Source organism: Janthinobacterium sp. GW823-FHT06H09 (genome assembly GCF_058794735.1).
On record NZ_JBXAHC010000001.1, the window covers coordinates 60886 to 75566 of the forward strand.

Annotated in this window: 13 protein-coding genes; 5 read left to right on the forward strand and 8 right to left on the reverse strand. The window is 63.3% G+C overall.

Going from position 1 to position 14681, the window contains the following annotated elements:
* Nucleotides 1–4: 4 nt before the first annotated feature.
* Both AC1Q6X_RS00305 and AC1Q6X_RS00310 read right to left on the reverse strand, forming a co-directional pair.
* Nucleotides 5–2278: a xanthine dehydrogenase family protein molybdopterin-binding subunit gene (locus AC1Q6X_RS00305; protein WP_492494418.1), complete on the reverse strand. Its 2274-nt coding sequence runs from the start codon at nucleotides 2276–2278 to the stop codon at nucleotides 5–7.
* 10 nt (nucleotides 2279–2288) lie between these two features.
* Nucleotides 2289–5414 carry a bifunctional diguanylate cyclase/phosphodiesterase gene (locus AC1Q6X_RS00310; protein WP_492494420.1) on the reverse strand — a complete coding sequence of 1042 codons (3126 nt, stop codon included), beginning with the start codon at nucleotides 5412–5414 and terminating at the stop codon, nucleotides 2289–2291.
* A 261-nt stretch (nucleotides 5415–5675) separates the two neighbouring features.
* Here AC1Q6X_RS00310 and AC1Q6X_RS00315 point away from each other — a divergent pair, with 261 nt between their 5' ends.
* Nucleotides 5676–6182, forward strand: coding sequence for a DUF1993 domain-containing protein (locus AC1Q6X_RS00315; protein ID WP_034779265.1), 507 nt, complete (start codon nucleotides 5676–5678; stop codon nucleotides 6180–6182).
* A gap of 104 nt (nucleotides 6183–6286) precedes the next feature.
* Here the strand turns inward: AC1Q6X_RS00315 and AC1Q6X_RS00320 are convergent, their stop codons facing one another.
* The gene (locus tag AC1Q6X_RS00320; protein ID WP_034749680.1) at nucleotides 6287–6481 is read right to left on the reverse strand and encodes a DUF1289 domain-containing protein; all 195 of its coding nucleotides are present in this window, start codon (nucleotides 6479–6481) and stop codon (nucleotides 6287–6289) included.
* Nucleotides 6481–7053 (reverse strand): DUF1415 domain-containing protein, encoded by a 573-nt coding sequence (locus tag AC1Q6X_RS00325; RefSeq protein WP_070311434.1) that lies wholly within the window; start codon nucleotides 7051–7053, stop codon nucleotides 6481–6483. The genes AC1Q6X_RS00320 and AC1Q6X_RS00325 overlap by 1 nt, the downstream gene beginning before the upstream one ends.
* 328 nt (nucleotides 7054–7381) lie before the next feature.
* Here AC1Q6X_RS00325 and AC1Q6X_RS00330 point away from each other — a divergent pair, with 328 nt between their 5' ends.
* The 3 genes from AC1Q6X_RS00330 to AC1Q6X_RS00340 all read left to right on the forward strand — a co-directional run bounded on the left by AC1Q6X_RS00330 (nucleotide 7382) and on the right by AC1Q6X_RS00340 (nucleotide 11580).
* Nucleotides 7382–8794: a transglycosylase SLT domain-containing protein gene (locus AC1Q6X_RS00330; protein WP_070288666.1), complete on the forward strand. Its 1413-nt coding sequence runs from the start codon at nucleotides 7382–7384 to the stop codon at nucleotides 8792–8794.
* A 99-nt stretch (nucleotides 8795–8893) separates the two neighbouring features.
* On the forward strand, nucleotides 8894–9682 hold the full coding sequence (gene fabI / locus AC1Q6X_RS00335; protein ID WP_492494423.1) for an enoyl-ACP reductase FabI: 789 nt from the start codon (nucleotides 8894–8896) through the stop codon (nucleotides 9680–9682).
* Nucleotides 9683–10173: 491 nt separating this feature from the next.
* Nucleotides 10174–11580: a DEAD/DEAH box helicase gene (locus AC1Q6X_RS00340; RefSeq protein ID WP_035820280.1), complete on the forward strand. Its 1407-nt coding sequence runs from the start codon at nucleotides 10174–10176 to the stop codon at nucleotides 11578–11580.
* Between the two features lie 89 nt (nucleotides 11581–11669).
* On the opposite strand, the gene AC1Q6X_RS00345 is transcribed toward AC1Q6X_RS00340, so the two are convergent.
* The 4 genes from AC1Q6X_RS00345 to AC1Q6X_RS00360 form a co-directional block, all read right to left on the reverse strand.
* Complete coding sequence (locus AC1Q6X_RS00345; RefSeq protein WP_034750191.1) at nucleotides 11670–12128, reverse strand: acyl-CoA thioesterase; 459 nt, start codon at nucleotides 12126–12128, stop codon at nucleotides 11670–11672.
* Nucleotides 12129–12216: 88 nt separating this feature from the next.
* Entirely contained in the window at nucleotides 12217–12585 is a 369-nt protein-coding gene (locus tag AC1Q6X_RS00350; protein ID WP_070223908.1) for a hypothetical protein, read from the reverse strand.
* 129 nt (nucleotides 12586–12714) lie between these two features.
* Nucleotides 12715–12852 carry a hypothetical protein gene (locus AC1Q6X_RS00355; protein ID WP_162995739.1) on the reverse strand — a complete coding sequence of 46 codons (138 nt, stop codon included), beginning with the start codon at nucleotides 12850–12852 and terminating at the stop codon, nucleotides 12715–12717.
* A 240-nt stretch (nucleotides 12853–13092) separates the two neighbouring features.
* Entirely contained in the window at nucleotides 13093–13266 is a 174-nt protein-coding gene (locus tag AC1Q6X_RS00360; protein ID WP_162995740.1) for a hypothetical protein, read from the reverse strand.
* Nucleotides 13267–13403: 137 nt separating this feature from the next.
* Between AC1Q6X_RS00360 and AC1Q6X_RS00365 the strand changes: the two genes are divergently transcribed.
* Nucleotides 13404–14636, forward strand: coding sequence for a glycosyltransferase (locus tag AC1Q6X_RS00365; protein WP_121670011.1), 1233 nt, complete (start codon nucleotides 13404–13406; stop codon nucleotides 14634–14636).
* Nucleotides 14637–14681: the final 45 nt, after the last annotated feature.

The following is a 14681-nucleotide window of genomic DNA, read 5'->3' on the forward strand; positions in this document are numbered from 1 at the left end:
CGCATCAAGCCAGGCGCAGCGGCAAGCTGCGCAGGCGTTTGCCCGTCAGACTGAACACGGCGTTGGCCACGGCCGGCGCGATCGGCGGCGTGCCCGGTTCGCCCACGCCTTCCGGATGCTCGGCGCTGGCGATGATGATGGTTTCAACCTCGGGCGTTTGCCCCATGCGCAGCACCGGATAGTCGTGGAAGTTGCCTTGCTCGACCTTCCCTTCCTGGAACGTGATCTCGCCGCCCAGCGCCGCCGACAGGCCGAACAGCACGGCTGACTCCATCTGCTGGGCGATGATGTTCGGATTGACGGCGATGCCGCAATCGATGGCGCACACGACGCGCTGCACGCGGATCTCGCCGTTTTCCACGGACACTTGCGCCACTTGCGCGACGATGCTGCCGAACGACTGGTGCAGGGCCACGCCATGCGCATGGCCGGGCGGAGCACTGCCCGCCCTGGCGACGGCTGCATCGAGCACGGCCAGGTGGCGCGGATGCTGCGTCAGCATGGCGCGGCGGAAGGCGATGCCGTCCTGCCCCGCCGCATGCGCGAGTTCGTCGATAAAGCTTTCCTTGAAGAATGCATTATGCGAATGCCCGACGGAGCGCCAGTAGCCGACCGGCACGGCACTGTCGGCGATCTCGTGGGCGATGCGCTGGTTGGCGATTTCATACGGCATGTCGAATTCGCCTTCCGCCGTGGTCTTGTCCGGCCCCGCGCCGGGCAGGCCGAAATTGCGCTGCAGGTACTGGTGCGTGATGGAGCCGCTGACGGATTTATTGTCCCAGGAAGCGATGCGGCCATGCTCGTCGAGCCGGGCCGCAAAGCGGGCCAGCGCGGCGGGACGGTACATATCGTGCTTGGTGTCCTGTTCGCGCGTCCACACCAGCTGCACGGGCGCGCCATCGCACTGCAGCGCGATGGCCACGGCCTGCGCCACCATGTCCAATTCCAAGCGGCGGCCGAAACCGCCGCCGAGCAGCAGCACTTCGATGCTGACATCCCGCGCATCGACGCCGGCCACTTTCGCCGCCACGTCGACGGCGATGCCGGGCGCCTGCGTCGACACCCACAGCATCACCTTGCCATTTTTCACCTGCGCGGTGCAGTTGACGGGTTCCATGGCGGCGTGCGCGAGGAACGGCGCGCGGTATTCGGCCTTGACGCTGCGCAAGCCTTGCACGGCTTTACTTTCCACCTCGCCGCTGGCGTGGTAGGCGTAACCGGCCTCGGTGTCCAGCAGGCGGGCAAACTCCGCATACACGCCAGCACTGGACAAGTTCGCCTGCGGGCCGGCCTTCCACTGCGTCGGCAAGGCGGCGGCCGCCTGTCTGGCGTGCCACCAGGTATCGGCAACCACGGCGGCACACGAGACGCTGCGCTGGGCCAGCTGCGGCGTCAGGTCCAGCACTTTCTTTACGCCGGGCATGGCCAGAATGGGCGCCGCATCGAACGCGGACAAGGTATCGCCCAGGCGCGGCGGCAGATGCAGGGCCGCATACAGCATGCCGGGCGGACGAGCATCGATGCCGAAACGCGCGCTGCCGTTGACTTTGGACGGCGTGTCGCGGCGCGGCGCCGGCTGGCCGATCAGTTTGAAATCCTTGGGCGACTTCAGCACGGGCGTGCCCGGATCGATGGCTGCGGCGCGCTGCGCCAGGCTGGCGTAGCTGGCGCGCCGGCCATCGGGGTGGACCACGGCGCCATTTTCCGTGCGGCATTGCGCGGCCGGCACCTGCCACAACGCGGCGGCGGCCCCCACCAGCATGGCGCGCGCGGACGCCCCCGCCTCGCGCATCGGACCCCAGCCATCCTTCACGCTCGACGAGCCGCCCGTGACGATCACGCCCAGTTCGCGCGCCGCCTTGGCCACCGTCCACTGCGCCAGCGCTTTTAAGCGGCCCTGGTCATCGGGGTGGAACGGCAGGCTGTCCTTGAGCATGGCGACGTTGCCGAAGATCTTGTCCATGGGCGCCTGGATCAGCTTGACGCTGTTCAAAGGCACGTCGAGCTCCTCGGCCACCAGCATGGGCAAGGCCGTGTGCACGCCCTGCCCCATCTCGCTGCGCGGCATGGCCAGCAGCACCGTGCCGTCCGATTGAATCGCCAGCCAGCCGTTCAGGGCCACGGCGCCATCGTGCAGCGGCAGCGGCGCGCTGCCGTGCAGGCGCTGGCGCGGCGGCAGCACGCCCCAGCCCAGCACCAGGGCGCCCACGCCGGCCACGCCGAGGCCAAGGCCGCCGAGCAGGAAACGGCGGCGCGACGGGGAGGATTGTGCGGCCATGGGCTGTCCTTTATAGTAGTGAGTGATCGATCCAGCGCTCCAGCATATCCTGTGCCAGCACCGGACGGCTATAAAAATAACCTTGCGCCAGCTTGCAGCCATGGCGCAGCAGGAAGGCCGCCTGCTCTTCCGTCTCCACGCCTTCGGCGATCACCGACAATTGCATGCTCTTGCCCAGCTGGATGATGGCAATCGCAATCGCTTCGTCATTGACGTCCGTCGAGATATCCTTGATGAAGGAGCGGTCGATCTTCAAGGTCTGCACGGGCAGCTGTTTCAGATACGCGAGCGAGGAATAGCCGGTGCCGAAATCGTCGATGGCCAGGCCCACGCCGATGGCGTGCAAATCATTGATGAAACCGAGGGCGTCGCCCGTGTTCATGATGACGGACTCCGTCACTTCCAGCTGCAGCCGCTGCGGCTCGAGACCCGTTTCCTGCAAGATGGCGGCCACCATGCCGGCAATGCTGCCCCGTTCGAACTGCTTGACGGACAGGTTGACGGCCATCTTCGGCACGTGCAAGCCCTGCGCCTGCCAGCGCATCATCTGGCGGCACGCTTCGTCGAGCACCCATTTTCCCAACTGGTTGATGAAACCGCTGTCTTCGGCCAGCGGGATGAAACGCGCGGGCGGCACCAGGCCCAGTTCCGGGTGGTTCCAGCGCACCAGCGCCTCGACGCCGACCAGGCGGCCCGTGTCGATTTCCACCTGCGGCTGGTAATTGAGGAACATCTCGTGCTTTTCCAGCGAACGGCGCAGGAACGTTTCCAGGCGCAGCCGCTCGACGCCCTCGCCCGTCATCGACGGCGCATAGAAGCGGTAGCCGTTGCGCCCACGCGCCTTGGCCTGGTACATGGCCACGTCGGCATTACGTATCAGCATGTTCAAGTCCAGCGCATCGTCCGGATACAGGCTGATGCCCACGCTGCAGGTGACGAACAGTTCGTGGTCGGCCACCGTGAACGGCTGGTCGAACATGGTCATCAGCTTTTCCGCCACCTGCGTCGCGCCGTACTCGCCGTCGATACCCTCGAGCAGCACGATGAACTCGTCGCCGCCCAGGCGCGCCAGGGTGTCGCCTTCGCGCAGGCGGGCCGCCAGCTGGCCGGCCACCTTCTGCAGCAATTCGTCGCCCACGTGGTGGCCCAGGGTGTCGTTGACGTTCTTGAAGCGGTCCAGGTCGATGAACAGCACGGCCAGCTGCTCCTGGTCGCGCGCGGCGCGCAGCAGCGCGTGCTGCAGGCGGTCGTGGAACAGCAGCCGGTTCGGCAGCGCCGTCAGCGGATCGTGGTGGGCCATGTGGTCGAGCTTTTCCTGCGACTCCTTGACCAGCGTGATATCGCTGAACACGCCCACGTAATGCGTGGTGCCGGCGCGCGCGTCGCGCACGGCGCTGATCGTCAGCCACTCCAGATACAGCTCGCCGTTCTTGCGCTGGTGCCAGATCTCGCCGCGCCAGAAACCGCTGGCCTTCAATTCGTCCCACATGGCCTGGTAGAACGCAGAGTCGTGGCGCGCCGAGCGTGTCAGCGAGGAATGCTGGCCCACCGCCTCGGCCTCGGTATAGCCGGTGATCTGCGTGAAGGCGGGATTGACGGTGACGATGATGCCGCCCGCATCGACCACCATCACGCCGTCGGCGATATGTTCGAGCACGGTGGCCGACAGGCGCAGCTTTTCCTCGGCTTCCTTTCGCGCCGTGATATCGGCATACACCCAGATGCTGCCCTCGTTGGGGCGCAGGGGATCGAGCGCGCAACCGCTGACCAGCGCCCAGAACAGACTGCCGTCGCGGCGCTTGTACTGGCGCTCCTCGCTGAAATCGCCGCCCGCGGCCATTGCCGGATACTGGCGCTCGCCCGCCTCCTCGAAGTCATATGAGGTCATGAACACGATGGCGGTGGAACTGCCCGTCATCTCGGCATGGCCGTAGCCGAACAGTTCCTCGCAGCGGCGGTTGACGGAAATGATGCGGCGGTGGCGCACGAACATCACGCCGAACATCACGTTGTCGAGGATCGCGCTCTGCTCCGTGAGCAGCGCCTCGATGCGCATCTCGTGGTGCTTGCGCTGGCTGATGTCGGCAATGATGCCGTCGATCCAGATGACGCCCTGCTCGCCCGCCTGCGGCTGGCCATTCTCGGCCACCCAGCGCTCGATGCCGAAAGCGTCGATGATGCGGTATTCGAGCGCATACGGCCGTTCGTCGGCCACCGCCTGGCGCACGGCGCGGCGGTGCTCGCGCCGGTCTTCCGGACAGATCAGGTCGGCCCAGGCATGCGTGGTGCCGCGCATGAACTGGTGCGCCGAATAGCCGGCGATCTCTTCGATGGCGTCGCTGACGAAGTCGATGGGGCCGTCGGGCCGGTAGCGGAAAACGGCACCCGGCACCTGCGTGACGATGGTGCGGAAACGCTCTTCGCGCTGGCCCACATCCTCGAACAGCTGGCCGATGGCCGCGCGCATTTGCTCGAGCTGGGCCGTCAGGCGACCCAGTTCATCATTGCTGTTCGACGTCAGCGGCGTGTCGAAATCGCCGTGCGACAGGCGGTCGGAAAAGCGCGTCAGGCGGCGCAGGGGCTTGAGCAGGCGGCGGTTCAGGAACAGCACGATCAGCGCCATCGACACGGCCAGCTGGGCGCCCAGCACGAAAATATAGGACATCTGCTTTTCGCGCAGCTCCTGCTGGCTGCGCGCGTCGTCCATCTCGACGACGATATGGCCGATGCGTTCGCCGCGCACGAGGATGTCGCGTTCGGCGCGGTACAGATTGCCCACGGGCCGCTGCGGCGCCTGCAGACGGATGAATTCCGTGTCGCCCTGCCCCAGCACCTTCACCAGCAGCACGGCGCGGTCGCGCATCACCGATTCGACCAGCGAATGGGCCGATTCCGCATTCATGTTCCACAGCGACTCCTGCATGCCCAGCGCCAGGATGTCGGCATTGCGCTGCAAGGCTTCGTTCAGGCTGGTGCGCGCCGACTGGCGCTCATGCACGCCGACCAGCACATAGCTGCCGAAAATGGCGGGCACGACCAGGCCGCCGAACACCACCAGCAGCAGGGCGCCATAGATCGATGAGCCGTACAGCACGCGCAGGCTGGCGCGCAGGCGCTGGTAAGGTGAATTAAACATGCGGCAACAGGGCAACAGGGATCAGGCGGGCGATCATCGAACTTTACAGGGGAATTCAGGTGACAAGGCGGGAAGAAACTTTTTCAAAAGCAATTATGCATGGAAAAAGCGGGAAAAGTCACCAATAAACACGTGTCAGCATCCAGGTCATGCTATATAGACAGGCTTGAAAAACCACACGTGGGCCGGCGCGCCCGGGCGGCGCCAGCAAAAAAGCGCGCGGCTTGCTATCATCGCGCCACTTTACCTAGAGGAACCACCATGACCTTCTCCATCTACTCCGCTTCGATCCCCGTCTTCAAACAGATCCTGGGCAGCCTGGCCGCCATCCTGGACAAGGCGGAAACGCACGCGCAAGACAAGAAAATCGACCCGAACGCCCTGCTGCAATTCCGCTTGTTCCCGGACATGCTGCCGTTCGTGCGCCAGATCCAGATCGCCACCGACTTCGCCAAGGGCTGCGGCGCGCGTCTGGCCGGCGTGGCCGTGCCGCCGTATGAAGACAGCGAACAGAGCTTTGCAGAGCTGAAAGCGCGCATCGTGAAAACCATCGCCTTCCTGGAAAGCCTGCCGCAAGCGGACATCGACGGCAGCGAAACGCGCGCCATCACCACCGGCAGCGGCGAAAAGACCAAGCACTTCACGGGCCAGACCTATCTGTTCCACTACGCACTGCCGCACTTCTTCTTCCACGCAACGACGGCGTACGACATCCTGCGTCACAATGGCATCGAAGTGGGCAAGAAGGATTTTATCGGCAGTTATTGATCGTTAGCGTCAACAGTACCGGGGTCAGACCCTCAATGCCGCTCACACAAAAGTCATCGCCGGCATGTGAGGGGGTCTGACCCCAGCAGTTGCCTTTGGGTTAGCTAAGTATTCCGGCGCGGATACCCCTGCGCCAGGATGCGCACCCACACCACTTCCTTCTCCTCGTCCGTCATCGACACCCAGTGGGCCACTTCCACCACGGTGCGGCCGCAGCCGCGGCAAATTTCATCGAACGTCGTCGAGCACACGGCCACGCAAGGTGTGTCTGGACGCGGCGGCAATTCCTTGTCAGCCATCAGGATACCTTCGGCAAGCCGAGCTTTTCCCAGCCTTCGACGCCCAGCGCTTCCAGGGTGGCGATATTCTTGTCGAAGATTTCCGACGCTTCCGGGAAGGCCTCGACGGCGCGCTCGATGCTGTCTTCGCGCAGCAGGTGCAGGGTCGGGTACGGCGAGCGGTTGGTGTAGTTGCTGATGTCGTCCTCGAACGTCTCGGCAAACTGGTAGTGCGGGTGGAAACTGGCCACTTGCAGTTCGCCGGCCAGGTGCATGTCTTCCACGGCCGCGTCGGCCACATCGAGGAACTCGTTGTAGTCGAGGAAATCGTTCAGGGTGTACGGGTGGATCAGCAAGGTCGTGTCGATCTGCTCGGGGTCCGTGTCGGCCAGGGTTTGCAGCTCGTCCATCAGCATCGCCAGCAAATCTTCCGGGTTCTCCGACTCGCATACCACATAGCGGATCTGCTTCTTGACGTGCACGGCCTTGGCGAACGGGCACAGGTTCAGGCCGATCACGGCCTTTTCCAGCCAGGCAACGGTATTGGCGATGATGACGGCGTTGTCGTCGTCGTGGCGCGGCGGGGTGTTCATATACTTGACTCTCTATCAATAAGGCGGCCGGCAGCCGAATGGCCGGCCAAAGCCAAATTGTACGCACTCTTTGCGCAGTCTCATACCGGACGGGCGCCAAGCTTGCGCCAGCCTCGTCGCCATGTATGCTATAACAGCGGCCGAATCGCACATCTGGCAAATTAAATTTGTAATAATTGCATTATTAGCGACTGGAAACATCGCTATTGACGCCTATGTGCTGTCATCATGCTGACATAATTCTTGACTCCGGCATGTGGATATACGTACACTCGCAACTTGATCATGGGTCTGTCCGATGTTTCTCCGACGACAACAATGGAACACTATGCACGAAAACTCCTTTAAATCTACCGTCCTGGCGGCGTTGGCCCTGGCGCTTGCGCCCGCCCTCAGCCAGGCGTACGAAGCCGGTGTTGAGAGCGATAACGCGCCAGTCGCCGCCGCCGCACCAGCCCTGATCCCGATGACCGCCCAGGTCACGGCGAAACTCCCCACCCTCGACAACCGCCTGCAAAAGACCGACCGTCTGCTGAAAAACCTCAGCGACAATTCCGATCCGCTGCGCGAAGCCGACGTCTGGGGCCGCATCCGCAGCGGCTATGCGATTCCCGACATCAACAACCAGCTGGTGGCGAATCACGTCAACTGGTACGCCACCCGCCCCGACTACATCGCCCGCACCACGGCACGCGCCTCGCGCTACATCTTCCACGTGGTGCAGGAACTGGAAAAGCGCGGCATGCCGACGGAACTGGCCTTGCTGCCGTTCATCGAATCCGCCTTCAACCCGCAGGCATTCTCCAGTGCCAATGCGGCCGGCATGTGGCAATTCGTGCCCGCCACCGGGCGCGATTTCAACCTCAAGCAAAACATGTTCAAGGACGAGCGCCGCGGCGTGCTGGCCTCGACCGATGCGGCCCTGACGTACCTGCAGCGCCTGTATGACATGTTTGGCGACTGGCAACTCGCCCTGGCTGCCTACAACTGGGGCGAAGGTTCGGTGCAGCGCGCCATCAAGAAAAATCAGGCACTGGGCAAGCCGACCGATTTCGAAAGCCTGGCCGACCTGATGCCGGCCGAAACGCGCAACTACGTGCCGAAACTGCAAGCTGTCAAAAACATCATCGCCAATCCGGCCCAGTTCGGCCTGACCCTGCCGGTGGTCGACAACCAGCCGTATTTCACGGCCATCGACAAGACCAGCGACATCGACATCACCGTCGCCGCCCAGCTGGCCGAACTGTCGATGGATGAATTCAAGGCCTTGAATCCGCAATTTAACCGCCCCGTCATCATCGGCGGCGAAAAGACGAAGATTCTGCTGCCGCAGGAAAACGCCGCCAAGTTCACCACCAACCTGGCGCAATGGGGCCATGCCTTGTCGAGCTGGACCACGCACAAGATCACCAATGCGCGCGAACGCATCGAAACCCTGGCGTCGAAATTCGGCACCACGGCCGACGTGCTGCGCCAGGCCAACAACATTCCCCAGCGCACCAGCCTGCGCGCCGGTTCCACCATCCTCGTGCCGAAAACCTCGGCCACGATGAACAGCGACATCACCCAGGAAATCGCCGACAGCGCCACCATGCTGCTGGAAGCGGACCGTCCTGAACGGGCCGCCAAAGCGCTGCGCCGCGTCGCCAAGGGCGGCAAGGCGCAAACGGCACCGATCTCGCTGGTGAAGCCGCGCATTCAGCGCGGCGGCGGTAACAGTCGGGCAAAAGCGCGTCACTGATCGCCTGAGTTGTATTGACGCACTTCACCGGCCGCCACAGCTTTGCTGTCGCGGCCGGTTGTACATCCGCCCGACCCACCACCCCAGACAGGAGTCGTCATGGCTTTCTTGCAAGGCAAAAAAATCCTCATCACGGGCTTGCTGTCGAACCGCTCCATCGCCTATGGCATCGCCAAGGCTTGCCACCGCGAAGGCGCCACCCTCGCCTTCACCTATGTGGGCGAACGCTTCAAGGAGCGCATCACGGAATTTGCGGCGGAATTCGGCAGCGAACTGGTGTTCGACTGCGACGTGTCCAGCGATGAACAGATCGCCGCCGTCTTCCGCGACCTGGCACGCCACTGGGATCAATTGGACGGCCTCGTGCACGCCATCGGCTTCGCGCCGCGCGAAGCGATCGCGGGCGACTTCCTCGACGGCCTGTCGCGCGACAGCTTCCGCATCGCCCACGACATTTCCGCCTACAGCTTTCCCGCCATGGCCAAGGCCGCCCTGCCCCTGCTGCATCCGGGCGCGTCGGTCCTGACCCTGACCTACCTGGGCGCCGTGCGCGCCGTGCCCTACTACAACACCATGGGCCTGGCCAAGGCGTCGCTGGAAGCGTCCGTGCGCTACCTGGCCGAATCGCTGGGCCCGCGCGGCATCCGCGCCAACGGCATCTCGGCCGGCCCCATCAAGACCCTGGCCGCTTCCGGCATCAAGGATTTCAGCAAGCTGCTGGGCTTCGTGGCCGAGCACGCCCCGCTGCGCCGCAACGTCACCATCGAAGAGGTCGGCAACACGGCCGCCTTCCTGCTGTCCAACCTCGCGTCGGGCATCACGGGCGAGATCACCTACGTCGATGGCGGTTTTTCACAAGTGATGGCGGTCAATCCCGAAGTGGAGTAATGCGGTGACGTGTGCCGACCTGGCGGCATGCCAAGGGAATGTATCAGCTGGAGCCCGGCCTGCACGGCAGGCGCCGCCGCTGCCCGCCGACATCGTGGCCATGCTCAATTAAACGGGCGAAATCTACGTATTCCTACTGATTTCAGATAGGAAACATCTTCAAAACGTGGTAGGACTTGCGTTTCTTCCCATTTAGCCCGTGCAAAACGGCGGCAAATACGGTATAGTGTCGTTGTGCGCTGCAATATGTTACCTTGAAGCGATGGCAACACCGCAGTCATGCACTACAAACTTAGCAGCTTCGCAAGCCTTAGCGCATCCACAGGATGCCGCTTATAAAGCCCTCCCGCCTTGTGTGTCGCACCTGACACCGTCCCGGCGCAAAGCTTTTGTGCCGAAATTTCTTTTTAGTTGAGTCATTTCGTTTTGGTTGGCGTTGCTATTTTGCGTTCTGCTTTTTGCAAGAACGCTGATTTTTACGAAAGAAAAGAATGACATTTGAATCCTTAGGCCTGCATCCGTCCATCATCGCCGCTCTGACCGAATCGGGCTACACCGCGCCAACCGCGGTACAGTCGCAAGCGATTCCAGCCGCGATCGAAGGCCGTGACCTGCTGGTCTCGTCGCAGACCGGTTCGGGCAAGACCGCAGCTTTCATGCTGCCGTCGCTGCACAAACTGGCCAGCGCCGAACAAAGTGCCGCCGGCAAGACGCCGAACCAGGAAATGCAAGCATCGCGCGCCCGCGGCGAGCGTCCACGCTTCAAGGCTGCCCAGCCAAAAATGCTGGTACTGACGCCAACGCGCGAACTGGCCCTGCAAGTGACCACCAACACAGACAAGTACAGCACCGGCATCCGCCGCATCAAGGCTGTGTCGATTCTGGGCGGCATGCCTTACCCTAAACAGATGCAATTGCTGGCCAAGAATCCTGAGATCCTGGTCGCCACCCCTGGCCGTCTGATCGACCACATGGATTCGGGCAAGATCGACTTCTCGCAACTGGAAATCCTGGTGCTGGACGAAGCCGACCGCATGCTGGACATGGGTTTCATCGACGACATCGAAAAAATCGTCGAAGCGACGCCGGAAGGCCGTCAAACCATGCTGTTCTCGGCAACCTTGGACGGCGTCGTCGGCAACATGGCCCGCCGCATCACGAAAAACCCGCTGGTCATCCAGGTGGCAAGCTCGAGCAACAAGCATGAAAACATCACCCAGCGCGTGCACTTCGTCGACGATCTGTCGCACAAGAATCGCCTGCTGGACCACCTGCTGCGCGACGAATCGCTGGACCAGGCTGTTGTGTTCACCGCCACCAAGCGTGACGCCGACACCATCGCCGACCGTCTGAACATCGCCGGTTTCTCCGCTGCCGCCTTGCACGGCGACATGCATCAGGGCGCGCGTAACCGCACCCTGGACGGCATGCGCCGCGGCCAGGTCAAAGTGCTGGTTGCCACCGACGTTGCCGCCCGCGGCATCGACGTGCCGACGATCACCCACGTGTTCAACTACGATCTGCCGAAGTTCCCGGAAGACTACGTCCACCGCATCGGCCGTACCGGCCGCGCTGGCCGCAATGGCCTGGCCATCTCGCTGGTGAACCACGCTGAAGGCATGAACGTCAAACGCATCGAACGCTTCACCAAGCAATTGATCCCGGTCAATGTCATCGAAGGTTTCGAGCCGAAGAAAACGGCATCGGCACCACGTTCGAGCGCCCGTCCAGGCGGCTGGAAACCAGGCGACAACCGTGGCGGCGCGAAGCCAGGCCAACGCACGTTCAGCAAGCCGGGCGCACCACGCAAGGACGGCGCGCCGAGCACCGGCGGCGGCTACAAGGGTTCCAACCCGCGCAGCACCGACGGCGCACGCCGCAGCTACGGCGACCGTTAATCACGGCGCCATGCCGCCAGCAGGCGGCAGGCAATAAAAAAAACGGCCACCAGATTGCTCTGGCGGCCGTTTTTTTATGCCGATTGCCTTTACTTCTTCGACACCTTCTGGCGCGACAGCTTGCGCAGCTTGGCTTGCTCGAAGCGCGCATGCTGCTCCGGCGTTTCGAGCACCAGTGGCGGCACGGCCACCGGCTTGCGGTTGGCGTCCACGGCCACCATCGTGAAATAGCAGCTGTTGGCGTGGCGCACCAGGCGCTGCTGGATGTTTTCCGTCACCACGCGGATACCCACTTCCATCGACGTCGTGCCCGTGTAATTGATCGAGGCGAGGAACGTCACCAGCTCACCCACGTGGATAGGCTGCAAAAACATCACCTGGTCCACGGACAGGGTCACCACATAGCTGCCCGAATAGCGGCTGGCGCAGGCGTAGGCGACGCTGTCGAGGTATTTCAGGATGGTGCCGCCATGCACGTTACCGGAAAAGTTGGCCATATCGGGCGTCATCAAGACCGTCATCGTCAGTTCGTGGGCCGACCAGTTCATCGCGCTGTCCAAAGTGTTCTCCAAAGGGGAAATAAAAGTGAGGGGGATGTGAAAACCGGCCCCAGGGGCCGGTTGCCGGGACAGGCTGTTACAGTCCCAGGGTGTCGATGTCGGCCAGCGATTCGCGGCCCTTGTCGGAAATGTCGTGGCCCTCGCCTTCGGCGCGCGCCACGATGTGGGCTTTCTTGCCCAGAAAGTATGCCACTTCCGTGTCCAGCTTGGTCAGCGGATCGGCGGCGACGGCGCGCAGCCCCATGATGCAGCGGCGCAGGAACAGCAGTTGCTGCGCCTTATCGGTGATGGACAGACGGCCATCGCGCGCATAGCTGAGCAGCTTCAGGCCCGACAGGCGCTTGGCATTGCGGGCAACGCAGGCGCTCGGGCGCTCGGTCTTGATGCCGCGTGCAACTTGCTCCAGCGCGTCATATTCATCGGTTGTTAATTTCTCGTTCTTCATTACTTTTCCATAAAAGGCCAGGTGTTCGGCCCCCATGGTACGCGCCCCGCTGCGCATCGGCAACAGGCAACGTGCATCTACCGCCGCCGGCCAGGCGGCCAGGCGGCGGAAACACGCGTGTGATGAGCGTTATTTGTAGCTGCGCAGCAGCAGCCATGCGAGGCCGCAACCAGCAACGGCACCCGCCAGGGCCAGCGCCACGAGGTGTTTGCTGGTGATCACAGGCCGCCGGCCCAGGTAGATTTTGTTATGCAAGGAATTGCCCACGATGGTCTCCTGTACAAGAATTTTTATGATGTCTCATTATAAGAACAGAATCGTGACGGCCGCATGACACTCGACAGTTCGGGCTTGATTTGTATCCACACGGCAACATTTGTGGGCATTTTTGTTGTTTAAATGGCGTACCTCCGGCGAGGCCCGCGCCTTCCATTTCTGACTGGAAATAAACACGGCGCGCGCCTGCCCACCGCAGGCCTTGGCGCCGCGCCATGGCACGAAAACCGCTCAATGCATTTTCACGGGCGGTGGCGGCGGCGTTGGCTCCTCGACCGGCACGGGGTCGATGTGCGGCGGCTGTTCCGGCGGCGGCGTGAGGGGATCGCCTTCCGGCGGTGGCGGCATATCGGGTTCGGGCGTGCTGTGTGCACGCAGCGGGGAAAAATGGAATTGTGGCTGCATGGTGGCCTCCTTTGCCCCACTCTAGCCGATGCGGCCAAATCCTGGCGCCCGCCAGTGGCACGCTGCAGGGGAACTAAACGGCGTGGCGCCACTCCAACTTGGCAGGCATCCCCTACAGCACGAGTGCAAGCGACCCTATGGCGCGCAAGAAAATCCTCTTTATGGCCGAGGCAGTGACCCTGGCCCATGTTGGCCGCCCACTGAGCCTGGCCCAGGGCCTGGACGAGGAAGCGTACGAAGTGCACTTTGCCTGCGCCGATGGGTATGACTTTTGTTTCAGGCAAGCCCACTTCCGCCGCTGGCGCATCGACAGCATTTCATCACTGCAATTTCTGCAGGCGCTGGCCCACGGCAAGCCCGTCTATACGGAAAGCACCTTGCACGCGTACGTGGAAGATGACTTACGCCTGCTCAATGCCGCCCAGCCCGATCTCGTGATCGGCGACTTTCGCCTGTCGCTCTCCGTCAGCGCGCGCCTGCAGCACATTCCCTACATTACCGTCAGCAACGCCTACTGGAGTCCCTGGGTGCGCCAGCATTACACGGTGCCCAGCCTGCCCCTGACGGGCGTGCTGCCCATCTGGCTGGCCGATCCCCTGTTCCGCCTGATCCGCCCGCTGGCCTTCGCCTCGCATGCCGTCCCCCTGAACCGCGTGCGCCGACGCCATGGCCTGCCATCGCTGGGCAGCGACCTGCGGCGCATCTATACGGATGCCGACCGCACCTTGTACGCCGATATTCCCCAGCTATTTCCGCCGCATGGCATGCCACCCACGCACGACTACCTGGGCCCCATCATCTGGGCGCCGCCGCTCGACTTGCCGGACTGGTGGCAGCGACCGGAACTGAGCAGCGGACGGCCGATCGTCTATGTCACGCTGGGCAGCTCGGGCCAGGGGCAATTGCTGCCGCGCGTGCTGCGCGCGCTGGCGCCCCTGCCCGTCACCGTGCTGGCGGCCACGGCCGGCACCATCCGCGTCGATGCCGTGCCGCCGAATGCCTATGTCGCGCCTTTTCTGCCGGGCGACGCGGCCGCCCGCCGCGCCAGCCTGGTGATCTGCAACGGCGGCAGCCCCACCAGCCAGCAGGCGCTGACGGCAGGCGTACCCGTCATCGGCATCGCCGGCAACCTCGACCAATTCCTCAACATGCACGGCATCGCGGGCGCCGGCGCCGGCCTGCTGCTGCGCGCCGACCGTTTCCAGGAAACCGCCCTGCGCCATGCCGCCACCCGTATGCTCGACGATGGCCGCGCCAGGCTGGCCGCGCGTCAACTGGCCACGGCCATGCGCGACTATGTGCCAGGGCAACGCTTGCTGCCCCATCTGCACGCCCTGCTGGGCTCGTCGCCCCGTGGTAGCCAGCCTTGACGGGCGCCGTCGGTTTTTCTTACAACGCGTCCGGCAACACCTGCA

Coding starts and splice junctions, on each gene's coding strand:
- AC1Q6X_RS00305 (WP_492494418.1), bottom strand. CDS start 2,278: ATGGCCGCACAATCCTCCCCGTCGCGCCGCCGTTTCCTGCTCGGCGGC.
- AC1Q6X_RS00310 (WP_492494420.1), bottom strand. CDS start 5,414: ATGTTTAATTCACCTTACCAGCGCCTGCGCGCCAGCCTGCGCGTGCTG.
- AC1Q6X_RS00315 (WP_034779265.1), top strand. CDS start 5,676: ATGACCTTCTCCATCTACTCCGCTTCGATCCCCGTCTTCAAACAGATC.
- AC1Q6X_RS00320 (WP_034749680.1), bottom strand. CDS start 6,481: ATGGCTGACAAGGAATTGCCGCCGCGTCCAGACACACCTTGCGTGGCC.
- AC1Q6X_RS00325 (WP_070311434.1), bottom strand. CDS start 7,053: ATGAACACCCCGCCGCGCCACGACGACGACAACGCCGTCATCATCGCC.
- AC1Q6X_RS00330 (WP_070288666.1), top strand. CDS start 7,382: ATGCACGAAAACTCCTTTAAATCTACCGTCCTGGCGGCGTTGGCCCTG.
- fabI (WP_492494423.1), top strand. CDS start 8,894: ATGGCTTTCTTGCAAGGCAAAAAAATCCTCATCACGGGCTTGCTGTCG.
- AC1Q6X_RS00340 (WP_035820280.1), top strand. CDS start 10,174: ATGACATTTGAATCCTTAGGCCTGCATCCGTCCATCATCGCCGCTCTG.
- AC1Q6X_RS00345 (WP_034750191.1), bottom strand. CDS start 12,128: ATGAACTGGTCGGCCCACGAACTGACGATGACGGTCTTGATGACGCCC.
- AC1Q6X_RS00350 (WP_070223908.1), bottom strand. CDS start 12,585: ATGAAGAACGAGAAATTAACAACCGATGAATATGACGCGCTGGAGCAA.
- AC1Q6X_RS00360 (WP_162995740.1), bottom strand. CDS start 13,266: ATGCAGCCACAATTCCATTTTTCCCCGCTGCGTGCACACAGCACGCCC.
- AC1Q6X_RS00365 (WP_121670011.1), top strand. CDS start 13,404: ATGGCGCGCAAGAAAATCCTCTTTATGGCCGAGGCAGTGACCCTGGCC.